The sequence below is a fragment of the Aeoliella fuhlenseeensis genome, assembly GCF_052161615.1.
Lineage (GTDB): Bacteria > Planctomycetota > Planctomycetia > Pirellulales > Lacipirellulaceae > Aeoliella.
This window is the reverse complement of sequence record NZ_CP197417.1, coordinates 4,600,369-4,625,364: the sequence shown is the minus strand read 5'-3', so window position 1 is coordinate 4,625,364 and position 24,996 is coordinate 4,600,369. Positions and strand designations below refer to the sequence as shown.

The following is a 24,996-nucleotide window of genomic DNA, read 5'->3' as shown; positions in this document are numbered from 1 at the left end:
GGAGTCCGGCCGCCAGCGAGACGTTCGAGTTCTTTCCTGCAATTTCCGACCGAGTTTAGGAAGCTTCAGGACGTCGGCAGGTTATCAAGTTCGAACACAGGGCGGATCTCGACCGTTCCCTTTTTCGCCGGCGGAATGCGGCTGGCGAACGCAATCGCGTCGTCCAGGTTCGGCACGTCAATCACGTAGTACCCACCCAGTTGCTCGGTGGTCTCCGCGAATGGCCCATCGGTTACGTAGCGTTTCCCTTCGCGCACGCGGATGCTCGTCGCCGTGGCCACGGGATGCAGCGGCGACGACGCCAAGTACTGCCCACGTGCCGCCAGTTCATGACACAATGCGGCCGACTCGGCCATGCACGCGGCACGTTCTTCCTCGGTGTAACTGTCTTCAACGCCGTAAACAAGGAGCATGTATTTCATCGTGGATCTCTCTGTTAGTTGTGGGAACGTTGTCGATTCGAAAGAGGACTAGCGACCTTGGTACGCTGCTTCCAGCACGGCCATATCCAGTTTGTGCATCGTGAACATGGCACCCATCGTCCGCTCGGTCGCCTCGCTGCTACCGGTCATCCATTCGGCCATCTTCGTGGGGCAGACTTGCCAGGATAATCCGAAGCGGTCCTTCAGCCAACCACACTGACTGGGCGAGCCACCACCGTCCATCAGGCGATCCCAGTAGTAGTCGATCTCCTCCTGCGAATCGCACATCACTTGCAGCGATATCGCCTCGGTGAACTTAAAGATCGGACCGCCATTGAGTGCCGTAAACGCGACGCCATCGAGTTCGAACTCGATGGTCAGCACCGAGCTCGGCTCCTTGCCGTGAAACTCCCGCCCCGCCTCGCCGTACCGCGACGCACGGCCAATCTTCGAGTTAGGGAAGATCGAGGTGTAAAACGTCGCCGCCTCTTCGGCCTCGCTGTCGAACCACAGGCAGGGCACAATGCGGCTGGTGGTAATGGACATTGTTAAGTTCTCTCAGAACGATCACGTTGATTGCAGCCACGGATGAACACCGATGAGACACGGATGTATGAAAGGCAAGTCCCTCGTGCAGCGATCCGTGTCTATCCGTGGCTGAAAACTTATTTCGCCAACTTCTCAGCCGCGGCACGGATTCGATCTTCCTGCTCCTGGAGTTCTGACGTGAACTCCGCGCCAAAATCCTCGGCTTCGAACACCTGGCGGATCTCGATGTCGGAATCTTCCATCATCGGGTTCGGGCACTTCTTCACCCACTCGATCGCTTGCTCCATGGAGTCAACCTTCCACATCCAGAAGCCGGCAATCAGTTCCTTCGTTTCTGCGAACGGTCCATCGATCACCGTGCGGTTCTTGCCCGAGAAGCGAACTCGGTAGCCTTTCGACGAAGGATGCAGCCCTTCGCCAGCGAGCATGATGCCGGCGTTTACGAGCTCTTCGTTGTAGTTACCCATCGCGGTGAGCAGTTCGTGACTGGGCATTTCGCCCGCTTCGCTACTGGCCGACGCCTTGACGATTACCATGACTTTCATTGCTCTTCCCTTTCTAAAACACAAGCTGTGGTTGCTATTTATTCGTGGAATGCCAGGCTGCGATTGGCAACCAGTTCGTTGATCGAGTCGTCAGCGGGGCGAATCTCCCAGTGCCCGAATCGCACGCCAGGATGCTTCGACATCAGGGCGATGGCGTGATTCAGGTCGCGAGCTTCAAGGTACAGAATGCCGCCGACGTGTTCCTTGGTTTCAGCAAAGGGACCATCCGTGACCGCCACTTTGCCGTCACGCCATTCCAGCGCGATGCTGTTCTTGATGCTCTGTAGCGCTTCGCCACCCAGGAAGTGCCCGCCGCGACGGAGCTCGTCGTCGTACTCGAAGCACTCGTTCATCATCTTCTCAAGCTGATCCGGCCGCAGCGCGTCGAACTTCGCCTCGTCGGCGTAACCCATGCAGATGAATCTCATCGTCGTTGTCTCCTAGCCCGTGGCCTTCATCGACTCAGTGTGGGAGGGCTCTCCGAGCCCGATCTTCGAACTCGGAGAGAGCGAACGCAGGATTACGACGCATGCTCGGCGTCGGCTTGCGCGAACGCCTCGACCATTTCCTGCTGCATCTCTTCGGGTGTCATGTCGCGGATGTGCGTGGCGAGCGACCAGCAATGACCAAACGGGTCGGTGACTTGGCTATAGCGATCGCCCCAAAACATGTCCATCGGCGGCATCTTTGGCGTTGCGCCGGCAGCCACGGCCTTGTTGAACGCGGCGTCGCAATCTTCGACGTACATGTGAATCGTGACCGGTGTGCCACCCAGCGCGATCGGTGTTTGCGAAGCGCCACCGCAGTACTCGGGGAAGTCGTCCGCCAGGAAGAACACCTTGTTGCCGATTTTCACTTCGGCGTGCATCACACGCTGGCCATCGGGCGACATCATCGCGCAATCCGACTCGGCCCCAAACGCCTTCTTGTAGTACTCGATGGCCTCGGTGCAGGGGCTGCAAACCAGGTGCGGGATAAGTACGTCGTAACCTTCGGGGATGGCGAACGACATCGTGAGTCTCCTTGAGTAGAAGTAGAACGGATAAGCGTGTAATTGCTCGTTGTACCCAGTAACCGAACGACCCCGCCACCATTCGACAGGGCACCCGAGAAAAAACGAGAAATCCCAAACGACCACCGGAGTACTTGTCGCAACATCCCATGCGGCAGGGACTTACCTCGATGTATCTGGGTTTTTACCGGATAGTTCCGCGAGTCGCCGGGCGAGAAAACGCCGCTCGGGCTCCTGCTGCGCGAGCTCAAAAGCACGCTGGAATCCAGTTCGGGCCTCCTCTACCCGGCCCATCCGCCGGCAGAGATCTCCTCGAGCGGCATGCGCCAGATGGTAATTGGCGAGTTCACCCCGCTCGAAGATCGCGTCGATTGCGGCGACTCCCGCCTCGTACCCGTCCCGCATGGCGATCGCGACCGCTCGGTTGAGTTCGACGATCGGCGAGGGCGAAGCGCGGAGCAGCAGATCGTATAGCCCGACGATCTGATTCCAGTCCGTCGCGTCGGGAGTCGCCGCCACGGCGTGCACGGCAGAGATCGCTGCTTGAAGCGTGTAGGTTCCAATCGGCCCGGTGGCCATGGCCCGCGCCACCCACTCGCGACCTTCGCGAATTGCCGTTTGATTCCATTTCGAGCGATCTTGATCCTCCAGCAACACGAGGTCACCGGCCGCGTCCATTCGCGCGGTACGTCGCGACTCGTGCAGCAGCATGAGTGCGAGTAGTCCCATCGCCTCGGCATCGGGCAGCAGTTCGACCAAGAGTCGCCCCAGGCGAATCGCTTCGCCGGATAATTCGCCTCGCACCACCGAGTCGCCGGACGATGCCGAGTAACCTTCGTTGAACACCAAGTACACCACGGCGAGTACCGAATCCAAGCGGTCGGGTAGCTCTTCTACGGGCGGCACGACGAAGGGAATGTTCGTATCGCGAATCTTCGCTTTGCCGCGGACGATCCGCTGAGCAATGGTTGGAGCGGTCGAGAGGAATGCCGAAGCGACTTCTTCGGTCTTCAGGCCACACACTTCGCGGAGCGTGAGCGCGACCTGAACGTCGGGCGAGATCGCCGGGTGGCAGCAAGTGAAGATGAGCCGCAATTGGTCGTCGTTGAAACGTGCTTCGTCCAGGTCGTCGATCGCCGGTTGGCTCGGCTCGAATCGGTGCGATAGTTCCTCCATGTGGGCATCGAACCGGGCCCGGCGGCGCATGGCGTCGATCGCCTTGAACCGCCCGGCCGATACTAGCCACGCCCGCGGGTTGGCGGGCACCCCTTCGACGGGCCACTTGGTCACGGCCGAGGCGAACGCTTCGTGCATGGCGTCTTCCGCCAAGTCGAAGTCGCCTAGCAGCCGAACCAGCGTTGCGAACACCCGCCGCGACTCGCTCTCGTACAATTGGGAAATACGCTGTTCGATGTCCGTGGCATTCGGGGGGGTGTTTCCCATTGGGGACTCTCAACTCGTGTTTCCGTGGAATAACCGCCAGTTTAGTGAATTGAGACTGCCGGGAAGTGCGGTTTTTCCAAGCGGCGGCGGAATTCTGAGAGTCAGAAACCTAAAAGATTTCGGGATATATAGTTGCCGTCTTCGATGCGTTTATGCGAAAATCCCGGATTATCAGCTCCGATTTTACGTCGCGAGCCGTATAGCAAGCGGGTGGCTAACCACTGCTGGCGGCGGTGTCCCACTGCAGGCCAAAAGCGGCGGCTTCCCGTTCCCCCCCTCCGGCCTTCCCTCCCGCCACCCAGGCGTTCAATGCTTGTGAATACTCGCATCCGATATTCGGCTCTCTGGTTGCTCGGACTCTCCATTGCGGGATGGCCGATGGCCGCCGATAGCTCGGCCGCCGAAGAGCCTGTGAGCTACGCCCGGCAGATTCAGCCGCTCTTGGCCGCGAAGTGCTTTTCGTGCCACGGTCCCGACGTTGCCGAAAGCAGCCTAGGCCTGCATCTCGAAGAATCCGCCCATGGTGAGCCCGATTCTGGCATGCCTGCGATCATCGCGGGGAACCCTGACGAGAGCGAACTCATTCGCCGGGTGCTGAGCCATGAAGAGGGCGAGCGGATGCCCCCCGAAGGCAAGCCGCTCAAGGACTCCGAAGTCGAACTGCTCCGCCAATGGATCGCCCAAGGTGGCACGTACGAGAAGCATTGGGCGTTCGTCCCGCCAAAGCGTTCCGAGCCGCCGACGGTGAAAGCCAACGAGTGGGTAGCGAATCCGGTCGACGCGTTCGTGCTTGCCAAGCTAGAAGCCAAAGGCCTGAAGCCTTCTCTGCCGGCCGATCGCCGCACGCTCGCTCGACGCGTGTACTACGACATCACGGGCCTGCCTCCCACGCAGGACGAGCTCAACGAGTTCCTCGCTGACGAATCGCCAGATGCTTACGAGCGGCTGGTCGACAAACTGCTCGCCTCGCCGCGCTATGGCGAAAAATGGGCGCGGCACTGGTTGGACCTCGTCCGCTATGCCGAGTCGAACAGCTTCGAGCGCGACGCCACGAAGCCCTACATCTGGAAGTACCGCGACTACGTCATTCGCTCGCTGAACGACGACAAACCTTACGATCAATTTGTCCGCGAGCAACTCGCCGGCGACGAACTCGACGAAGTCACCACGGAGACGATCACCGCCACCGGTTACTACCGTCTCGGCACCTGGGACGACGAGCCGGCTGACCCCGTGCAGTCGCAGGCCGACGACATCGACAATATCGTCTCCACCACGGGGCAGGCGTTTCTTGGGCTAACGGTCGGTTGTGCTCGGTGCCACGATCACAAGATCGACCCCATGCCACAGACCGACTATTACAGCATGGTGTCGTTCTTCGCCGACGTGACACCTTACGCGTTGCCTCATCATCGCGATCCGAAGCTCCACAGCCTCAAGGACTGCTCGCCCCCCGAACTCGCGAAGCGTCGCCAGCAGATCGCGGCTCGCCAGCTCGAAGTGGCAGCTCGCGCCCACGAGATCGAAGAGGCCGGCATCAAGCGAATGTCCTCCACCGATCAGCATCGCTCGGAAACGCACGACCGCCGCGCATTGCTCCGCGAGAAGCTCGCCGAGTACCTTACCGAGCCCGAAGCCGAAGAGTACGCCGGTTTGCAGCGCGAACGTCGCGAGCTCCGGCGCGACGATCGGGAGTTGCCTGACGCCGAGTGGGTAATGTCGCTCGCCGTGTGCGAGCCACGCCCCGAGCCGACCACCGTGATGATGCGCGGCAATCCCCACGTGCCGGGTGATGTTGTGCAGCCAGCGTTCCCTGAGTTATTTGGCACCCCGGCGCCGAAGATTCCCGAGGCGGCCCCCGATGCGCATTCTGCGGGGCGTCGCCGCGTGCTCGCCGATTGGATCACGAGCCCCGACAACATGCTCACCGGCCGCGTGATGGCCAACCGCGTCTGGCAGCACCATTTCGGTCGTGGCATCGTTCGAAGCTCCAGCAACTTCGGCTTGCTCGGTACCCCGCCAACGCACCCCGAGTTGCTTGATTGGCTCTCGTTCTACTTGATCGACAACGACTGGAAGCTAAAGCCACTGCATCGACTGATCCTGCTGTCGAACACTTACCAGATGGCAAGCACCGCCACGCCCGAAGGCTTGGCCGCCGATCCGGCGAATGATCTGTTCTGGCGGTTCGACATGCGACGCCTCACTGCCGAGGAGCTCCGCGACAGCGTGCTGTACGTCTCGGGCAAGTTGAACGAGCAGCTTTATGGACCGAGCGTCTACCCCAAGCTATCCGACGAAGTGCTCGCCACTCAAAGTCAGCCCGGCAAGGACTGGGATACTTCTACCCCGCGCTCGGCCGCGCGGCGTAGCATCTACGTGCACGTGAAACGTAGTCTCGTGATGCCCGAGCTCTCGGTGTTCGATTTCCCCGAAACCGATACCAGTTGCGAGGCACGCTTCAACACCACGCAAGCCGCGCAGGCACTCAATCTTTTGCACGGCGAGTTCATGCAAACCGAGGCCCGCAATTTGTCTCGCCGTGTGCAAGATGAAACCCAAAGCGGTTCTGCCGAAGCGCAAGTCCGCCACGCACTGCTGCTCGCCCTCGGCCACGAAGCCGACGACGAGACGGTCGCTGACAGCCTAGCACTTATTGACAAGTACCAAACCGAACATGGCCTGCCCGCGGACAAGGCGATGCAGCAGTTCTGCCTGATGGTGCTGAACCTGAACGAATTCGTATTCCTTGATTAAGGCATGCCGCGGAGGCATTCGATATGAGCACTCGCAATTTCTGCAACCGCACGCGGCGCGAATTCCTTTGGGAAACCGGAGCCGGCTTTGGTGCGACGGCGCTCGCCGGCATGCTCGCTACGGACGGCTTCTTTGGCAAGTCGGCGAACGCGTCGTCGATCGCCGTCCCCGAGTCGAATCCGCTCGCTCCAAAGCCGCCCGCTGCGATTGGTAAGGCGAAAAGCGTAATCTTCCTGTTCATGTACGGCGGCCCCAGCCACATCGACACGTTCGACTACAAGCCGGGCATGGTCGGCATGGACAACAAAACCATTGCCGTCAGCACCTTTGGACGCGGCGGAAAGCGCAACGAAGGTCGCATCGTCGAGCCACGTTGGAAGTTCAAACAATATGGCGAGTGCGGCAAGTGGGTGAGCGATTTATTCCCCCACACGGCCCAGTGCGTCGACGACATCGCCTTCCTGCATTCGATGACCGCCGACTCGCCGATTCATGGCTCGGCGATGCTGATGATGAACTCCGGCAAACTGATCTCGGGTAGCCCCGCGATGGGATCGTGGGTCAACTACGGCCTCGGTACCGTCAATCAAAATCTGCCCGGCTTCGTGGTGATGCTCGATCCCACGGGTGGTCCGATCTCCGGCGCGAAGAACTGGTCGAGTGGCTACATGCCAGCGACCTACCAGGGTGCGACTTTTAAGCACCAGGGCGCTCCCGTGCTGAATCTCGCTCGCCCCGAAGGAACCACTCGCGAGCAACAACGCGACACCCTCGATGCGCTCGCCACCATCAATCGTCGGCACATGGCAACGCGAGCCGACAACTCGGACCTCGCCGCACGCATCGCCAGCTACGAGCTTGCGTACAAGATGCAGGTCTCGGCTCCCGAGGCGGTCGACTTCGCTCAAGAATCACAAGGCACGCTCGACATGTATGGCGTAGGTCGTGAACCGACGCATCACTTTGGTTCGCAGTGCCTGCTCGCCCGCCGACTGGTGGAGCGCGGCGTGCGATTCATTCAGGTTTACTCTGGCGGTAACCATATCGACCACAACTGGGACGCCCACGGCGACCTCGAATTCAACCACAACAAGCACGCCGCCGAAACCGACCAACCAATCGCCGCCTTACTTCGCGACCTCAAGCAGCGGGGCATGCTCGACGAGACGCTCATCGTCTGGGGCGGTGAGTTTGGCCGCCAACCTACCGCGGAGTACGAAAATGGTACGGGCCGCGACCACAACAGTTATGGCTTCACCATGTGGATGGCGGGCGGTGGCATCAAAGGTGGCATGAGCCTCGGCAGCACCGACGAACTCGGCAGCCGCGCCGCCGATCGTCCAATCGCCGTCAAAGAGCTGCACGCCACGATGCTTCAGCAGTTGGGGCTTGACCCGAACCACCTGAGCTACTTCTATAATGGCTTGGATCAAAAGTTGGTCGGCGTTGAATCTGTCCAGCCGATCCACGAGATCATCGCCTAACAAGGTCGTGCGAACGAAGCATTACCGAATCGTCCCTACTTCAACTGCGCTCAAAGTATGCCTTTTACGATCAACAATCGCGTCGCCCTCGTCACTGGTAGTACTCGTGGCCTCGGCAAGCAGATGGCCTTGAAGCTGGCCGCCAATGGTGCCCGCGTCGCGATGAACTACTACGGCAACGCCGAACTCGCCGAGAAGTCGTTCGCCGAACTCAAGGCCATCGGTGGCGAGCATTGCCTGGTGCGTGCCGACGTGACCGACAAGGCCGAGATCGCCCGCATGCTCGGCGAAATCGAATCGCAAATCGGAGCCGTGGACATCCTGGTCCCCAACGCGACTTGCGAGCAGCCACTCAAGAAGATCGAAGACTACGACTGGGACTTCTTCCAGCGGATGGTCGACTTTTTCCAGAAGAGTCCGTTCTTGCTCACACAAGCCTGCCTGCCTCACATGCGCGAGCAAGGTTGGGGGCGTATCGTCCACCTGACCAGCGAAGTCTTCCCTGGCTCGTGGGCCGACTTTTGCCCCTACGCCTCCGCCAAGGGTGGCCAGACGGGCCTCGCCCGCAGCAACGCCCGGGAGTTCGCTCCCTACGGTGTGACGGTAAACATCATTGCCCCCGGCTGGATTCCGGTCGAACGTCACGAGGGAGCCACCGAAGAGGATCGTGCCGGCTACCTCGCCACTTCGCCCATTGGCCACTTCGGCAAACCGGACGATATCGCTAACGCCCTGCTCTACCTGGTGAGCGAAGAGGCGGGCTTCGTCACCGGGGCGACCCTGGACGTTAACGGGGGACGCACTATCTATTAGTAGGTAGTTCTCGCGGGCAACGAGCCCGTCGTCTTCACGTTTCACCGACCCCCCGCACCATGCCATGAACCCAACGGTCGCAAAAGCTGGCCAGATGGAGTCAGTGGAACGTCGGTACCATGGTTGGTCGGGCAAACTCGGCGTGGTGCTGCTGCTCGGTGGGCTGGCTCTAGCGTTCGGTTTGGTGTCGACAATAGTTTTCACCACTCCGCTCTCGCGAAACGATCTGGGGCTTCTGGGTGGACTCAAGTTGCACTCCAGTCGCGACATTGTGGTCTTCGTCGGCGATCGGCGAATTGGCACCGGTGCCAATGAGGTGAAGTGGAACGACCTTTTGGGTGCGACTAATCTCCCGCCACTCGCCGTACCCGTGACCGCCAACCCGAATCTTGCGGGCGAGGGTGCCGAACTCATCTGGTCGCAGCAAGGACCCACCGGTGTCCATCGGGGCGAGCAGGACTGCAACTACTCGTTCCGCGAAGAACTCTATCGCCGCGCCGATGGTTCGCTCGATCATCTGTTCGTCATCGACTGCGAATTCCCCAACCACGACGGTGAGTGGCATCATCTGCTCCTGCCGATTCGCGCCCGTTCCACCAGCGAGAACGCCGTTGACTTCTTTCCCCAGGCGGGCACCGAAGGTGGCGGGCAGCCGAGTCGTGGCATGATCCCGAGTCGCCGAGATAACTCGACGTTCCAGCTCAATCTCGAAGCTCGCCAAGGCGCATGGCCCACGTCCGTCGATCGCGGCGAGTCGCCCACCCCGCTCTGGCAGCCCGCACCTCCCGCCGCACCCTAGTGCTAGCACTCTCGTGCGTAGCGAAACGCTATTGACCCTCATCGGCGATTGCGAGGAAGATGCCCCCCGGACCCGCGCGTGGAAGCTGCGCGGACCGCGACAATCCACTTGCTAGCGACCGCTCCGCAGCGGACGCATGGCGACCCAACTATCCTGCGTGCATATGGAGGTGCACCCCGATGAAACGCGATATCGATCTCTGCCGGCAACTGCTCTTGGACCTCGAAGCCCACGGCCCCGAGTGCGCCATCAATACCCTGCGTAGCGGCCTGGCGACCGAAGCCGACGACCGCCTGCGTTACCACGTTCGCCTGCTGGTGGACGCTGGCTTCGTGAAGGAGCTGGAGCGTCACGCGACCAACGTCACCTACGTCCGCCTGACGAACTCTGGGGTTGAGTTTCTCGAGCTCTGCCGCAGCGACGCCCGCTGGCGTGACGCGAAGGCCGTGGTGCTCGATCGCACCGGCGGTCAGTCGCTCACCGTCATCCGCACGCTGCTCACCAAGTGGGCCGTCGAAGCCGTGAATCACGGCTACGCCCGCGTCCCTCGCCGTGCGTATCGCCCCCTGTTCCGCCGCGAAGAAGCCCGCCGCCAGTTCAATGGCGTTCGCTACGATCGCGACCTCGTCGAAGTTGAAGACGAGCTGCAACTTGTTCGCACCGCTCCCGACTACCGTGAGCGTGGCGAAGTCCGCGATCGCCTGTACGATTCCGACTACTACTACAACGGCGCCGTGGTCGAACCCGAATCTCTCGAGCCGAACGTCGGCGTGCAGCTTCCGATCTACCTCGTGTAGTGCTCGGACCGCGACCTTAAATCTGCAAACGGGGAATCGTCCTGATCGGGGCGGTTCCCCGTTCTGCTGCGCGAGTTGAACTTCGCCCAACAATCGGCGAGAATCACAGCTCGCGCGGCCTGCACGCTCTTTCCATGAGGCGGGGCCACGCTGTTTTCACGAACCTCGCCCACCTTTTGGCCCTCCCTTCAGCATGACGCAACCCTCGCAAAGTGGATGGTCCGACTGGCTGGATCGACTCGCCGGTGGCTCGAAGCAGCCCGCTGGCGGATCGCCCTATAGAACCGAATCTCCGATGACCGACGACAAGCCAAGCCCCCAGATCAAGCAGCCACCGGTGCTGCTCCGCGAAACGCAGGCGATTCTTCGGCAGATCGAAACCCTGCTCGGCAGCAAAGTCGTCAGCTACTGGAACAACGCCCGCGGCTCGGTCTGTCACAACGATGTGGTCGCGCTGTGGGAAGTGCTCGAAAAGGTCGGCACGCACGAGACGCTCTACTTGTTCATCAAGTCCGACGGCGGCAACGGTCAGGCTTCGCTGCGGATGATGAACCTGCTGCGCAAGCACGCCAAACGCGTGGTTGCATTGCTTCCTCTCGAAGCGGCGTCCGCGGCGACGATGCTAGCCCTCGGTGCCGACGAGATCCAGATGGGTCCGATGGCGTTCCTCACGGCAGTCGACACGTCGCTGATCCACGACCTCTCGCCCATCGATCGCGACAACGATCGCGTGAGCGTTAGTCTCGACGAACTCAACCGCGTTGTGCGGCTGTGGAAGCAAGAGCACGCCGCGGCCGAGATCAATCCGTACCAGGCGTTGTTCCAGCATGTCCATCCGCTGGTCATTGGGGCGGTCGATCGTGCCGAGTCGCTGTCGATCATGATCTGCAAGGAGATGCTCAACTACCACATTGGCTCCGAAGCACGTTCGCTCGAAATCGCCGAAACGCTCAACGCCAAGTACCCGAGTCACAGCTATCCGATCCTGCTCGACGAGGCAAAGAAGATCGGCCTGCCGGCGACGGGCATGGATAGTAAGGTCAACGCCCTGCTCCTCGAACTCAATCAGCTCTATAGCGAGATGGGTCAGAAGGCGACCACCGACTTCGACGAAACCCGTGCCCACGGCAACGAGATCATCAACATCCACGAAGCGGACGGCGTGCAAGTGTTCTTCCAGCAGGACAAGGACTGGTTCTACCGCGCCGAGGAACGCCGTTGGATCACGATGAACGACTCCAGCGGCTGGCGGAAGGCCGAACTCGTCGATGGCGAAGTCCGCCAGTCGATGCTCCACATCGCGTAAATAGCCGGTTTCGGCGAGCCGGGAGCGTCAGCGACCGGAGGATTGCACAACGGGCTTCCAACTTGTGTAAAATGGGAGCGACCTCGCTTTCCAAAATCCAATCACAGGGAGTTTCTCATGCGCCGCTGCTTGTGCCCGTCGCTCGTTCTCGTTGCCATGTTGTTTTCGGCGGTATCGTTCGCTGAGGAAAAGTGGCGGCCGCTGTTCAATGGCAAGGACCTCCAAGGTTGGACTCCGAAGATCCGCTACCAAGAGGCGGGCGACAACTTTGCGAATACGTTCCGTGTCGAGGATGGCGTGCTGAAGGTCGGCTACGACGAGTACGAGGAGTTCGGCGCTCGCTTTGGTCATTTGTTCTTCGACGAGGAGTTCTCCAACTACCGCCTGAGGGCCCAGTACCGGATCGTGGGCGATCAAGTGAAGGGCGGCGCAGGTTGGGCTCAGAAGAATAGTGGCATCATGATCCATGGTCAAAAGCCGGAGACGATGGCGATTGATCAGGAGTTCCCCGTGTCGATCGAGGTGCAACTCCTCAGCGGCCTCGGCGGTGGAATTCGCCCCACGGCGAACCTCTGCACCCCCGGCACACACGTCGTGATGAACGGCAAGCTGCACACCGACCACTGCACCAACTCGAAGTCGCAGACGTTTGGAGACGAGTGGGTCGAGGTCGAGCTCGAAGTCCACGGCAGCGGCAAGATCAAGCACTTCGTCAACGGAGAGCTAGTGATGGAGTACGAGCAGCCCCAGTACGACCCCCGCGACGCAACCGCCAAGCCACTGGTGGAAGCTCGCAAGGACGGCAACCTCTTGATCGATCGTGGCACGATTTCGATTCAGTCGGAAAGCCATCCCGTCGAGTTCCGAAAGATCGAAATCTTGGAGCTTGAGGAGTAAACCAAGCGGCGAGCGTTTTGTCGCACCCCGTGGATATTTCATTGGGTGCGACATTACTCTTTTTTCACCCGGCGGGAGTTGTGGCGTAAGTGCTTGCCGCCCAGTAAGTTGCGAATCGCATCGTGAGTCGGTTCAAAAAGTAAAGTCGCAGCGCGAATCCGCAGGTGCGACATTAGGAGGGGTTAGGGGTTGGAGGTTAGGGACTAGGGCGCCGTAGGCCGGGTCAAGCTCCGCGCGGACCCGGCGCTTTACGCCATGCCCTAACGCGCGCACCGCGATCGCCCGCCAAGCTCCTCACCCGCCGTTTTTCTCTAGTGTTTTAGGTTGTCAAAGAACATGCGTCCACCATTCCGGTGAATATGCACATCAGAACACACCCGAAGCGCGCTTTCTAGTCGCTTTCTGGAAAAAGGTGGAAATAATCGTACAACGGAATTCATTCCGTTTTTCCCGTCATCCCCGCGCAGGCGGGGACCCAGAGGCAAAGCTCGAACCTGGTTTCCCGCCTGCGCGGGAATGACGTGCGTCACGGCACGCTGAACCAGGGTAGCCCCCGCGCTCGTGGAACTCGCGTGGTGGCAACCATGGGCTGACATCCGAAACCCCTTCGGGAGAGCAAGGTAGGCCGGATCAAGCGGAGCGCCGATCCGGCGCTTGGTGTGTTGAAGCTGGATAATGCTTCCATTTTTCACACTACATCCGGTCCCTGAAGATGGTTTATAACGTGATCGGATGGCTACGCGACTGCGATAGGTAACGCGGCATTTGCCGGATCGGCGCGGAGCTTGATCGCGGCCTACTTAAGGACTTTGCTATGCGACCGCTTCGTTATTCGATCAACGTGACGCTCGATGGGTGCGTGGACCACATGGCGGGGGAGCCGGATGCGGAGTTACATCAGTACCATGCCGACAACATTGCGCAGTCGGACGCCCTGCTGCTCGGGCGGGTGACTTACCAGATGATGGAAGAGGCGTGGCGGCCGGTGGCGGAGACGGGCGTGCGGCCCGACTGGATGGACGAGTGGATGGTGCCTTTCGCCCACACGATCCACGCGGCGAAGAAGTACGTCGTGTCGAGCACGCTCGAGCGAGTCGATTGGAACGCAGAGCTGATCCGCGGCGATCTGGAGGGCGCGGTTCGAGCACTCAAGGAACAGCCGGGCGGGACGATTTCGGTGGGTGGCGTGACGCTGCCACTCGCGCTCGCCGAGTTAGGACTGATCGACGAACTCGAACTCGTCGTGATGCCAACCATCGCAGGGCGCGGACCGTCGCTGCTGGCGGGGTTATCGAAGCCGATGAATCTGAAATTGGAGCGACGGAGGGAGTTTGCTTCGGGGGCGGTGGTGTTGGGGTATGCGGTGGTGGGGTAGAGGGAAGGCGTGGGCAGCGAGTTCGCATTAGAAGTTGTCGTACTCGCCGTAGACGTCATCGAACCAGTCGAGCAATTTCCAGCGGCACACGCCTTCTTCGCTCGAATCGAGCACGTATTCGGCAAATTCCTTTCCCCCTCTTCCGTCCATTCCGCCTTCCCCCAATTTTGCAACTAATCGCTTGTCGCCGCTGTAGAAGAACACGGTTAAGCTTACGTGGAGCTTGCCGTCCACGGTCGTCGCCCCCAAGATTCCCTTCCAGCTCATTGGTGTATTCGGAGATTCGTTGGCGTTCGAAATGTATAAGCAGAATCCAATGCCGCCCATCCACGCATTCTCAAGAGACTCTGTGACGATTCTCCCACCGAAGTGGGTTTGCAAGAGATCCACGAGGTAGAGAATCAGCCCCCGCCACTCGTCGTCGCTAAACGCTTCCAGCTCAGGCTCGCTCGCGCTTAGCATCTTCAGGGCTGACACATCCTCCATCTGATCTCCTCGGCTGAGCCGTTCACTTCTTTGTTAGCTCAAGGAAACTGGGAAACGACGAATGCAGCTCGGCCCGCCTTGCGATCGAAAATACCTCTCCCGTCCTCCAGTTCGAATCGGTAGCCATCGTCCACCGACCGAGGGATGTCGGCCAATGCCACCGGCTGGAAGTAAGGTTCGGGCGCCGCTAAGGGCTCGACTGGCCAGTTGTTCTTTTTGCACCACGCCAAGAATTCCGTCTCGGGAATTGCGAACTCCGCTTCGCAACCGTAGGAATCGGCATGATACGTCACGTCCGTGGCTTCGTCGGGTAATCTGAACTGGCTCCACATCGCTCGGTTCGCCATCGAAGCTGGCACGTTCGCACCGTTTGATGGAAAATTGCGATAGTAAGCGGCGATTGCGGCGACAGCTAACGCGGCGCTGGCAATGACGCCAATGAAGGAACGTAGGCTATATCTCATCGTTGTCAAACTGATCCCACCAGGAGTCAATTGGTCCTTGTCGTTCTAAGGCATGAGGGGACCGTTTCCATCTTGTACGTTGGAAGTTCGTATCAGGCATCATTCTCGACATAGTCGAGCAGTAGTTGTACCTTCGTAGAGACATCTGGCTTTTCAAGTCCAGCGAGCTTGCACTTCCCATGGATCACCTCGCGGATGTGCCATACATCCATGAACTCTCTCAAGCCTGCGGGAGGGTTCCCTTCCTCGTCGAGGTCTGTGAGAAAGCATTTGGACTCAGCACCAAGGACTTGATCGAAGTACCGAAGAACCGAGAGTTTGCCATCGAAGCCATCGATTTTCTCGACGAGATCCCGCAAGCTAACTGGGCCGATCATTTTTGAATATCTCCCTTGCCGGGTGCCCCTGCTGGCTTGTCGTGGATTGCCTGAGTGGCCGACTTTCACGGTTTGGAAACTTCGTTCATAGTTCGCCGGTTTGACGTGGACCAGCAGTGCTTTTCAGGGAGGCATGCTGGTTGAGACTTTGGTTAAGTGTAACGCCGCCGCCGTGGGCAAGCCAACTTTTAGGTTTGTTGGAGGTGATTAGTCACTCTTAGGGCACTGCTGGTGGGATTCCGGCTGGCGATCGATTGAGACGGGTTTGTGAGGCTTCGACTTGCATCCTGTTGGTAATGCTCGACAAGCCAGCAGTGGCACCCTGGCGGTGTCCAATAATTTAGTCCGCTAGGCCAGTACAGATTCGATCTTCCACTTGGAAGGGTGTTGAGGATGCATAAGTATCGGGGCCATGTCTTCCCGTCCAGTTGTAATGTAGCACTGGCCCCCTATCGTTTTCGGTGATTCTATCCGGCGTCCCAAGTACTTGCTTAATGTCATCGACGGTGACAGCCCGTTCGCTTGCCGCAATTAGCAACGCTTGGATGGCATCTCCGAAAAGCTCATGGTCCCCTCGCGCGGCCCTCCCTAACGCAGCGATGTCTTTGGCCGCCTTGTGAAGGTCAAGACTACGAAAGTACTCCTTGTCTTTGATCATGTGTGGCACTACCCGTTTCTGCCCGACCTATGGCTTGGTGAGAGTCGTACTCGACCCCCGTGTAGTCTCGTCAGCATGCAGCTTCTAAGCATCAATTCGATCACCGAGCGGACTTATCAATCTATCTCATGGATCAATCCAAAGCACGAAAAAACCTCCGCCACAACATTTGGTCGTGGCGGAGGTTTTTGGTTTCTGACAGCTGCCCTCTCCGCGCTAACAGCTTCACCCTCCCGCAAGCGGGAGGGTGAAGGTTTCCGGCACGTCACCCGGCTGTTCCCTAGGAGCAAGTCACCGTTGGTTCGTGAGAACGTCTCACCTTATCGCGTGACAGCTTCTGGCTCTGCGTCGCACTAGGAGAATTGCTCCGAAACCCGCAACTCCAAGGACGATGGTGGATGGCTCGGGGACCCTGGCGCCCAATACGGCCGCTACCATGTTCGCCGAGATGAAGTCGCCACGCTCGGCGGCAAACAGGAGGTTGCCTTCGTCGTCGAACACGTCCAGGCCTGGGTCGTCCGGATTGCCGATGTCTTCCCATGCCGAGATCGGCTCGTTGTCTTCGTTCACGGGGCCGATGTACTTGTAGAATTCGTACCGACGAATGACGACCTTGTCACTTTCTCCGACTTCGTCCTCGACCATCTTCTCCTTTGGGTTCTTGCCCCCTTCGAGCAGTTCCCACTCCGACTCGATTTCGATGGGATCCTCACCCTGCGGAACCAAGTTGGCATAGTTAGGGTCGTTGGGGTCCCCAGAGATTAGTTGCTCCAGTAGATTCTGCATCTCCGCATCGCTGAACGGGGACAAGTCGACTTTGGTTTTGAAGACTTTCATCCAGGTGGAGTCGGGTCGGAAATTGGGTGCGTCTTCTTCGTCGGGCTCGGGGACCTTGATCACAGCTTGCAGCACCGCGGGCTCCCCGGGTGCAGGAGCCACGTAGGTCCAAGTGGGGCCAGGTACTGTTTCGGGCACGCTCCCGATTCTCTCGTAGGCGCCGTTGTTGTCGTTTAGCCAAAAGAAGCGCGTCGCTGTGGGCTGCGCCCCGTTGAGCCAAAAGCCGAAGTGTTCGCCGCCGGCCGAGTAGGTGAGTTCATGTCCGTTCGTCGAAGGTGGATTGACGGTGGGCATGAGCGATCCCGGGTTGGGAGCGCCGGCAAAGTTGTATCCCGTGTAGGTGATGCGAGTCCCAGCGAACTGGCCCAGATCGTCGTTGTACTCCAAGATGCTTCTGCTGCTGTAATGCGCTGGAAAGTCTCCACCGATGCTTGACGAATGAACTCCCTCGAGTTCAATTTCTGCCCCCTCGCATGGTTCGGGAGTGGTGTTGTAGATGTCGAAGTTGGAGAGGGTGCCGTAGATGCCACTTCCGCTAGCCGATGGCGAGCCTAGGGCTGTAATGAGTGCCAAGGACAATAGAAATCCAAATCCCCTTTTTATGGCTTTGGTCTCTTGGGTCCGTAGGTCGTTATGAAACTTACGTATCATGAGTCGACTCCTCTTCTAATGCTCCACCGAAGCCTTACACGGAGCACGAAGGAGCATTTCGTGTCGCGTTCTACGATCAACCGTTGCCTAAGGAGTGTCCCGTTGTCCGTGAACCCTTCAGTCCCGTGCAACGCAGATGCTCACCTCGCACTCAGGCATCCGGCCGCCCTACTGCGGCTTAGATAGAGAGTACTGACGGCCGAGACAGCTGCGTATCGGGGATCGCGGCAAAGTGGCCGCGAGCTGACAGGTAAATCCTGACAGACGACTTGCGCTGCCGGGGAAAGCCCGGCATGGTCGAAGCTGGCCCAGCAGAACGCTGTTAAAGAAGGGGTTCGCGGGGCCCGCTGCTCAGCAGACCCTGTTCCACTGCGAACCGGGTTAAGTCCGCACGATTTTGAAGCCCGAGTTTCTCCATTAGTCGACTGCGATACGATTCGATCGTTTTCACGCTTACGTCGAGCTGATCCGCCACGGCTTGGTTGGTATGACCTTGCGCAATCAAACCCAGCACCTCTTTTTCGCGCGCACTTAGTTTGTTGAACGGCGAATCCGCTGGCGTTGCCGTTGAAGAATGCGAAGTCGTGCCAATGGTTGCCGTACTACTACGGGCGTCTACGAATATTCTTCCCTGAGAAACGGCTCGGATCGCGCTCAAGAGCTCCGAGTCGGCTGCACTCTTCACGACGTACCCAGACACTCCCATGGCCAAAGCCGTGCGCAAGTAAGCAGGATCGTCGTGCATCGTGAGCACGATCACTCGCAGTCCGGGAACCCTTTGGCAGATCTTTTCAATCCCCTTGAGCCCAAGTCCTCCCGGCATTGAAAGGTCGAGGGTCAAAATATCGGGCCGTACTTCGGGCAATTGGGAAAGTGCCTCGGCAAAGTCACCTGCTTCTCCGACAACCTCCATGTCGTTTTGCGATTCCATCAGAAGGCGCAATCCACTACGAAGCACGGCGTGATCATCGGCGATGAAAATGCGGATCTTCTTCATACGGATTCCGACAATGGGATTGTCACTTGGATCATGGTTCCTCCGCTATCTGCGGAGCGGATGATGCAATCGCCTCGCAGCATTTCGGCCCGCTCGCGAATGCTCTTCAATCCCAGGCCGACAGAGCTCCGTGCTAATGCTTGGTTAGTGTCTGCTGGCAAACCACGTCCATCGTCGACAACGGACAATTCTACCATGTCGCCAACCCTCGCGAGCTTCACTTCGACGGATTTCGCCTGGGCATGTCGCGCGATGTTGGTCAGCGATTCCTGCAAAATTCTGTATAGCGAGGTTTCCGCTGGCAACGACAAGGACCCCGATACTGTAGCGGATGCTTCGAGGCGGACGGGTACGCCATGAAATACCTCAAAGTCTTCGCATAGCCGCTCGACGGCTGCGATTAGTCCCAACTCCTCGAGCACGCCGGGGCGCAGGCCGCTGGCCAGACGGCGCACCTCCTGGTGGGCAGTCGCGCCCACTTGGCGAAGGTCGCGCGCCAATCTTTGGGCCGATGGAAGATCCGGGGCTGCCTCTACCGTACCGAGTCCGACCAGCAGGGCGGTCAGTTGCTGGCCGATCTCGTCGTGCAAATCACGGGCGATGCGCGATCGCTCTTCTTCCTGAGCTTGCAAGAAACCATGAAGCAATTCTCCACGATACTCCGCCAAGTGTCGGAGCGGCTTCACCACCAACCACCAAATGACCGGGGCCATAATTAGTGTCAGAATGGTGGCATCGATGAGTCCCTGCACCTGGCGCGTTGTCGCCCATGGCGGCAAGAAGGGCAGCATCAACATGATGGTGCCTTCCGCGGCAAACGTGAGCACGAGCACCAACACGAATGTTCGTAGTGGAGCAATCGGTCTCCACGCATGGATTTGGTTTTTCATGCCTGCAGCTATATAAGGGGATTGCCGACGGAGAAGATTGCGTAGAGTGGCACCCAGATTGGCCGCTTGAAACTGATAATCGCACGAAAAAACCTCCGCCACAACACTTGGTCGTGGCGGAGGTTCTTGGTTGTTAACAGTTAGCCCTCCCCGGGCCCCAGTATTCTCGAAGAAATGGGCCCGACCCTCCCGGAGGGAGGGTGCAGTACTCGGGGGTGGGCTTTCTACTACTTGCCGTGCTTCAGCGTGGCTTGGGCGGCGGCTAGGCGGGCGATGGGCACGCGGAAGGGGCTGCAGCTCACGTAGTCGAGGCCGACCGTGTGGCAGAAGAAGATCGAGGCGGGGTCGCCGCCGTGCTCGCCGCAGATGCCGAGCTTGATCTTGGGCTTCGTCTTGCGACCCTTCTCGACGGCCATCGCCACGAGCTGACCGACACCGGTGGTGTCGAGCGATTGGAACGGGTCGCGCTCCAGGATCTCTTCGCTCAGGTAGTCGGGCAGGAACGAGTTGATGTCGTCGCGGCTGTAGCCGAACGTCATCTGCGTCAGGTCGTTGGTGCCGAAGCTGAAGAAGTCGGCCTCGGTGGCTACTTCGTCGGCGGTCAGGGCGGCACGCGGGATCTCGATCATTGTACCAATCAGGATCGGCAGGTTGCCCTTGAAACCCTTCTTGGTCTTCACGTCTTCGATGGTCTCTTCCGTGATCCGGCGAAGCATCGCCAGTTCCTTCACGGTGCCGACCAGCGGGATCATGATCTCCGGCTTGGCGTCGATCTTCTTGCCGAGGCAGTTGATCGTTGCTTCGGTGATCGCGGTGACCTGCATCACGAGGATTTCGGGATAGGTCACGCTGAGACGGCAACCACGATGGCCGAGCATCGGGTTGTGCTCGTGCAGCTGAGCCACGCGAGTCTTGATCTTGGCAACCGGAATGCCGGTGGCCTTGCTCACTTCTTCCTGGCTCTTGGCGTCGTGGGGCAGGAATTCGTGCAGCGGGGGATCTAAGAGGCGGATCGTGACGGGTAGACCGGCCATCGCCTTGAAAATGCCCTCGAAGTCCTTCCGCTGGTAAGGGAGCAGCTTCTTGAGGGCCGCTTCGCGAGCCGGCTTCTCTTCGGCGAGGATCATCTCACGCATGTGGATGATGCGCTCGGGCTCGAAGAACATGTGCTCGGTGCGGCACAGGCCAATGCCCTCGGCACCGAAGTCGCGAGCACGCTTGGCGTCCTCGGGCGAGTCGGCGTTGGTGCGAATGCCCAGCTTGCGGTGCTTGTCGGCCCACTTCATGACGGTCTCGAAGTCGCCCGACATCTTGGGGGAAACGGTGGCCATTTCGCCAGCGAACACTTCGCCCGTCGAGCCGTCGATAGAGATGACGTCCTTGTGGGTGAAGGTCTTTCCGTTGACCTTGATCTTCTTGCCCTTCTCGTCGATCTCGATGGCACCAGCGCCAGCGACGCAGCACTTGCCCCAACCACGAGCCACCACGGCAGCGTGGCTGGTCATGCCACCGGTGCTGGTGAGAATGCCGGCGGCGGAGTGCATGCCGTCGACGTCTTCGGGGGAGGTTTCCTTGCGGACGAGGATGACCTTCTCGCCATCGTGAGCACGGTCGACGGCTTCGTCGGCCGAGAAGGCGAGCTTACCGAACGCGGCGCCAGGCGAAGCAGGAAGGCCGATCGTGAGCGGCTTTTCCTTCTTCTTGGCCGCGGGGTCGAACGACGGAAGCAGCAGCTGAGTGAGGTCGCCGGCCGGAATGCGGAGGATGGCGGTCTTCTCGTCGATCAGCTTCTCCTTGGCCATCTCGCAGGCGATACGCACGGCGGCGGCACCAGTCCGCTTGCCATTGCGAGTCTGCAGCATGTACAGCTTGCCCTTCTCGATGGTGAACTCGATGTCCTGCACGTCCTTGTAGTGCTTCTCGAGCTTCGTCTTGATCTTCATGAGCTCATCGTGCATTTTCTTGCCGATGGTCTTGTCGGTCGGTGCCTTCCACTTGGGCATTTCGTCCACCGGCTGCGGCGTGCGAATGCCGGCGACCACGTCTTCGCCCTGGGCGTTGATCAGGAACTCGCCGTAGAACTTGTTCTCGCCGGTCGACGGATTGCGAGTGAACGCAACGCCGGTGCCCGAGTCGTCGCCCATGTTGCCGAACACCATCGACTGGACATTGACCGCGGTGCCCTTGAGGCCGGTGATGCCCTCAATGCGGCGGTAGCTGATGGCCTTGTCGCTGTTCCAGCTCTTGAACACCGCTTCGATGGCGAGCTCGAGTTGCTCCATCGGCTTCTGGGGGAAGTCTTGCTTGGTGTGCTTCTTGTAGACTTCCTTGTAGGCGTGAACCAGTTCGATAAGGCCTTCGGTCGGAACGTCGTTGTCGTCCTTGGCGTTGTACTTCTTCTTGATCTTGGCGAACGCTTCTTCGAAGTACTCGTGGTGAACTTCCATCACGACGTCGCCATACATGTTGATGAGGCGGCGGTAGGCATCATAAGCGAAACGCTCGTTGCCCGTGGCGTTCACGAGGCCAACGACCGATTCGTCGTTGAGGCCCAGGTTCAGGATGGTGTTCATCATGCCGGGCATCGACAGGGCGGCACCCGAACGAACCGAAACCAACAGCGGGTTCGAGTTGTCACCGAACTTCTTGCCGGTTTCCTTCTCGAGGGTCTTCACCGCCTCGGCGACGTCGTCCATCAGTCCCTTGGGGAACTTTTGCTTGTTCTGGTAGTACTGGTCGCAGCACTCGGTGGTGATGGTGAAGCCGGGAGGGACGGGCAGGCCAATCGAAGTCATGTCCGCCAAGTTGGCGCCCTTGCCGCCGATGAGTTGCTTCATGGTGGTGTCGCCGTCGGTGCGGGTCTTACCGAAGTAGTACACCATCTGCGAGCCGGCTGGTTTCTTCTTGGCCATGCCTGAGTTGTCCTTGGTTTCGAACGGAGGATACTGGTATAGAATGACGAGCCGCGAGAGGTGAGCACTGCCGCAAGGGCTGCGCAGACCCTCCACGGGCCCCAAACGTTTGTGACGAATCGGCCAATGTAGTCGGGCATTTGCGGGTCCGTCAAGCCGCCACGGTTTGCGCAACCGGTTCCGAAACCCCCCTCCGAATGCATGGCAACCTTTGAAAAACGCCGCCGTTTTCGCCGCTCGCTGGTGTGGCCCGTCGTGGCGTTCGAGCTGGCCCTGGCCGTGGTGGGGGCGGGTATCGCGTGGGTGGGGGGCGTGCGACTGGCGAGCTGGCTGCCGGCCTCTGGGGATGCTTGGCTGGCGGCGATGGCCTGGGGCCTCGTGGCGACGGTGCCGATGGCCCTGGTGCTGGTGTTTCTGCTGGTGAGCCCCTGGCGGCCGCTGGTCAGGTTGCGACGGATCGTGAACCGCTTTGTGCGGATGATCTTCTACACCGCGCCGTGGTGGCAACTGGCAGCGGTGTCGATCGCGGCAGGAGTGGGCGAAGAGGTGCTGTTCCGTGGCGCGATCCAGCCCGTGGCGGCGAGCTTCACGACGCCCGTGATTGGACTGGTGATTGCGAGCCTGCTGTTCGGACTCGTTCACGCGGCGAGCTGGAGTTACTTCTTGCTCGCCACCGGCGTGGGGTTCTACCTCGGTGGCCTCGCCATGTGGCGGGGCGAGATCGTCAGCGCGGTGATTGCCCATGCGCTGTACGACTACATCGCGCTGACGGCCGTGTCGAAGGGCTGGATGGTGCGTCAGCGGCCGCTGTTTGCGTTCTCCAAATCCTCGGCAGTGTCATCCACTGCTTCATCGCGTTGATAAACGCGGACGTAGTCGACTTCGTAGCGGCCGGGGAACTCGGTGGCCGAGGGATCGCCGCCGTTCATGCCGCCGATGGCCAAGTTGAGCAGAAGGAAGTGTGGTTGGCGGAAGGGATTGCGGCGGGTGCTCATCGTGCGATCGACTTCGGCGAGGTCGAGGGTGTTGAGCACGCGGTCGTCGACGGAAAGTTCGATGCGGTCGGAGTTCCAGTCCATCTTCCAAGTGTGGAACTCTTTGGCCCAGTCCTTGCCGAGCTCGTCCATCGGAACGATCACGGTGTCCCACTTCGGCCCGCGCTGATTGCGCGCGGCCCAGCAGGCGTTGGCGAGGATCGAGTCTTTGTAGTACTCCATCACATCGACCTCACCACCGCCCGGCCAACCGCCACGGCGGCCTAGCGTCCAGATCGCGGGCCAGAGTCCGGGGCGGGCATCGACGCGGGCGCGGACTTCTAGGATGCCGTACTGCCATTCGTAGAGGCCCGAGGTTTGGATGCTGCTAGACGTATACTCGGCCTGCTTTCGATTGCGCCGCCAGTCGCGCGACGCGGGGTCGTGCTTGGGATTCGGCACCGCTTCGCGACGGGCTTCGATCAGCAGGATGCCATCTTTGCAGTTCGCGTTGTCGGGCTGGTACCACTGGAGTTCGTCGTTGCGAACGAACCCTCGCTCGTGCCGCCACCGCTCGGCGCTCGGTGGGCCGTCGACGTCGAACTCGTCGGACCAGACGAGGCGGTAACCTTCGGGTGTTTCGGCGAACGCGGGCGTGGCGAGGAGTAATGCGAGAACGGCGAAGGCGGGGCGAAGAATCATGGCGGAGCGGGGTAGGGGGGAGGCGAGGTGGGAGCCACCATTGTAGCCGGACTCGCAAGAGTTCGGGCGCCCTAAAATGCTGCCCGAACTCTTGCGAGTCCGGCTACGGGTCTACGGTGCGGCTACGGAGAAACGCGTCTAGTAATCAACCCCGACGGCCTCGCAGAGGAACCGCATGTATTTGCTCGCGGCGCGGAAATTGTCGGTGGTGGTATTCACCAGCGTGCCGTCGAACAGCACGTCGTGATCGAGCTTGGCGACGGCGATGTGGTCCTTGCGTTTCAGGTCCTCGACATCGGGGTGGTCGATGCCGTAGCCGCGCGGTGGCCGCTGGAGGGTGTCGCCGGCGAGTTCGAATCGCTGCCTGAACGGTTTGGCGTCGCGGGCCTTACGCCAGTCGCCCGGGTATTCGTCGATGGTCTCGCGGATCGCGCGGAGGGTGTCGCCATCTGGGTGCCAGATGCCGACGGCGATGAACACTTCGTCGGGGGCGATGTGAAAGTACAAGCCGGGCGAGTGGATGTCCTTGCCGGCTTCGTGCCGGAACTGAATGCCAACGTTGGTCTTGTAGGGAAGCTTGTTGTTGCTGAACCGGACGTCGCGGTGCAGTCGCATCAACGAGCCACCGACCTTCTTGGGGACCGCCGTGAAGTGGGGCGAGATCTTCTTGAGCGGGGCTTCCATTGCCGCGATGTAGGCAAGCGCGGGCTCGCGGACATCACGCTCGTAGCGATCGCGATTCGCCTCGAACCACTTGCGGTTGTTGTACCGCGAGAGCTCTTCGAGGAAGTGCAGCAGGCCTAACGGAAAGCCCGTGAAGCGGGGTGAGCCGCTGTTGCGCGTGGACAT

At 60.0% G+C, this 24,996-nt stretch carries 24 protein-coding genes; 9 read left to right on the top strand and 15 right to left on the bottom strand.

Annotation, left to right across the window (positions count from 1 at the left end):
* Positions 1-65 precede the first annotated feature (65 nt).
* The 6 genes from SH292x_RS18085 to SH292x_RS18060 form a co-directional block, all read right to left on the bottom strand.
* Entirely contained in the window at positions 66-422 is a 357-nt protein-coding gene (locus tag SH292x_RS18085; protein WP_442482422.1) for a YciI family protein, read from the bottom strand.
* A 48-nt stretch (positions 423-470) separates the two neighbouring features.
* Positions 471-968 (bottom strand): VOC family protein, encoded by a 498-nt coding sequence (locus SH292x_RS18080; protein WP_442482421.1) that lies wholly within the window; start codon positions 966-968, stop codon positions 471-473.
* 119 nt (positions 969-1,087) lie between these two features.
* Positions 1,088-1,516, bottom strand: coding sequence for a YciI family protein (locus SH292x_RS18075; protein ID WP_442482420.1), 429 nt, complete (start codon positions 1,514-1,516; stop codon positions 1,088-1,090).
* A gap of 38 nt (positions 1,517-1,554) precedes the next feature.
* Entirely contained in the window at positions 1,555-1,944 is a 390-nt protein-coding gene (locus tag SH292x_RS18070; RefSeq protein ID WP_442482419.1) for a YciI family protein, read from the bottom strand.
* Between the two features lie 92 nt (positions 1,945-2,036).
* Positions 2,037-2,528 (bottom strand): VOC family protein, encoded by a 492-nt coding sequence (locus SH292x_RS18065; RefSeq protein ID WP_442482418.1) that lies wholly within the window; start codon positions 2,526-2,528, stop codon positions 2,037-2,039.
* A gap of 162 nt (positions 2,529-2,690) precedes the next feature.
* Positions 2,691-3,971 (bottom strand): RNA polymerase sigma factor, encoded by a 1,281-nt coding sequence (locus SH292x_RS18060; protein WP_442482417.1) that lies wholly within the window; start codon positions 3,969-3,971, stop codon positions 2,691-2,693.
* Positions 3,972-4,280: 309 nt separating this feature from the next.
* Between SH292x_RS18060 and SH292x_RS18055 the strand changes: the two genes are divergently transcribed.
* From SH292x_RS18055 to SH292x_RS18020, 8 genes are all read left to right on the top strand, one after another.
* Positions 4,281-6,728 (top strand): PSD1 and planctomycete cytochrome C domain-containing protein, encoded by a 2,448-nt coding sequence (locus tag SH292x_RS18055; RefSeq protein WP_442482416.1) that lies wholly within the window; start codon positions 4,281-4,283, stop codon positions 6,726-6,728.
* A gap of 23 nt (positions 6,729-6,751) precedes the next feature.
* A complete protein-coding gene (locus SH292x_RS18050; protein ID WP_442482415.1) occupies positions 6,752-8,212 on the top strand; it encodes a DUF1501 domain-containing protein in 1,461 nt (486 codons plus the stop codon).
* Between the two features lie 57 nt (positions 8,213-8,269).
* Positions 8,270-9,025, top strand: coding sequence for an SDR family NAD(P)-dependent oxidoreductase (locus SH292x_RS18045; RefSeq protein WP_442482414.1), 756 nt, complete (start codon positions 8,270-8,272; stop codon positions 9,023-9,025).
* Positions 9,026-9,089: 64 nt separating this feature from the next.
* Complete coding sequence (locus SH292x_RS18040; RefSeq protein ID WP_442482413.1) at positions 9,090-9,824, top strand: hypothetical protein; 735 nt, start codon at positions 9,090-9,092, stop codon at positions 9,822-9,824.
* 179 nt (positions 9,825-10,003) lie between these two features.
* Entirely contained in the window at positions 10,004-10,621 is a 618-nt protein-coding gene (locus tag SH292x_RS18035; protein ID WP_442482412.1) for a DUF2513 domain-containing protein, read from the top strand.
* Between the two features lie 193 nt (positions 10,622-10,814).
* The gene (locus SH292x_RS18030) at positions 10,815-11,927 is read left to right on the top strand and encodes an ATP-dependent Clp protease proteolytic subunit (RefSeq protein WP_442482411.1); all 1,113 of its coding nucleotides are present in this window, start codon (positions 10,815-10,817) and stop codon (positions 11,925-11,927) included.
* A gap of 117 nt (positions 11,928-12,044) precedes the next feature.
* Entirely contained in the window at positions 12,045-12,824 is a 780-nt protein-coding gene (locus SH292x_RS18025) for a 3-keto-disaccharide hydrolase (RefSeq protein WP_442482410.1), read from the top strand.
* 814 nt (positions 12,825-13,638) lie between these two features.
* The gene (locus SH292x_RS18020; RefSeq protein ID WP_442482409.1) at positions 13,639-14,199 is read left to right on the top strand and encodes a dihydrofolate reductase family protein; all 561 of its coding nucleotides are present in this window, start codon (positions 13,639-13,641) and stop codon (positions 14,197-14,199) included.
* 27 nt (positions 14,200-14,226) lie between these two features.
* Here the strand turns inward: SH292x_RS18020 and SH292x_RS18015 are convergent, their stop codons facing one another.
* The 7 genes from SH292x_RS18015 to ppdK form a co-directional block, all read right to left on the bottom strand.
* Positions 14,227-14,685 (bottom strand): hypothetical protein, encoded by a 459-nt coding sequence (locus SH292x_RS18015; RefSeq protein WP_442482408.1) that lies wholly within the window; start codon positions 14,683-14,685, stop codon positions 14,227-14,229.
* Between the two features lie 38 nt (positions 14,686-14,723).
* A complete protein-coding gene (locus tag SH292x_RS18010) occupies positions 14,724-15,149 on the bottom strand; it encodes a hypothetical protein (RefSeq protein ID WP_442482407.1) in 426 nt (141 codons plus the stop codon).
* 92 nt (positions 15,150-15,241) lie between these two features.
* Entirely contained in the window at positions 15,242-15,526 is a 285-nt protein-coding gene (locus tag SH292x_RS18005; protein WP_442482406.1) for a hypothetical protein, read from the bottom strand.
* Between the two features lie 973 nt (positions 15,527-16,499).
* Complete coding sequence (locus SH292x_RS18000) at positions 16,500-17,672, bottom strand: PEP-CTERM sorting domain-containing protein (protein ID WP_442482405.1); 1,173 nt, start codon at positions 17,670-17,672, stop codon at positions 16,500-16,502.
* Positions 17,673-17,994: 322 nt separating this feature from the next.
* The gene (locus SH292x_RS17995; protein ID WP_442482404.1) at positions 17,995-18,669 is read right to left on the bottom strand and encodes a response regulator; all 675 of its coding nucleotides are present in this window, start codon (positions 18,667-18,669) and stop codon (positions 17,995-17,997) included.
* Positions 18,666-19,559 carry a sensor histidine kinase gene (locus SH292x_RS17990; RefSeq protein WP_442482403.1) on the bottom strand — a complete coding sequence of 298 codons (894 nt, stop codon included), beginning with the start codon at positions 19,557-19,559 and terminating at the stop codon, positions 18,666-18,668. The genes SH292x_RS17995 and SH292x_RS17990 overlap by 4 nt, the downstream gene beginning before the upstream one ends.
* A 227-nt stretch (positions 19,560-19,786) precedes the next feature.
* Positions 19,787-22,471 (bottom strand): pyruvate, phosphate dikinase, encoded by a 2,685-nt coding sequence (gene ppdK, locus SH292x_RS17985; protein WP_442482402.1) that lies wholly within the window; start codon positions 22,469-22,471, stop codon positions 19,787-19,789.
* Between the two features lie 201 nt (positions 22,472-22,672).
* Between ppdK and SH292x_RS17980 the strand changes: the two genes are divergently transcribed.
* The gene (locus tag SH292x_RS17980; protein WP_442482401.1) at positions 22,673-23,332 is read left to right on the top strand and encodes a CPBP family intramembrane glutamic endopeptidase; all 660 of its coding nucleotides are present in this window, start codon (positions 22,673-22,675) and stop codon (positions 23,330-23,332) included.
* Here the strand turns inward: SH292x_RS17980 and SH292x_RS17975 are convergent.
* A complete protein-coding gene (locus SH292x_RS17975; RefSeq protein ID WP_442482400.1) occupies positions 23,269-24,147 on the bottom strand; it encodes a glycoside hydrolase family 16 protein in 879 nt (292 codons plus the stop codon). The genes SH292x_RS17980 and SH292x_RS17975 overlap by 64 nt on opposite strands.
* Before the next feature lie 138 nt (positions 24,148-24,285).
* Positions 24,286-24,996: a DUF2461 domain-containing protein gene (locus SH292x_RS17970; protein ID WP_442482399.1), complete on the bottom strand. Its 711-nt coding sequence runs from the start codon at positions 24,994-24,996 to the stop codon at positions 24,286-24,288.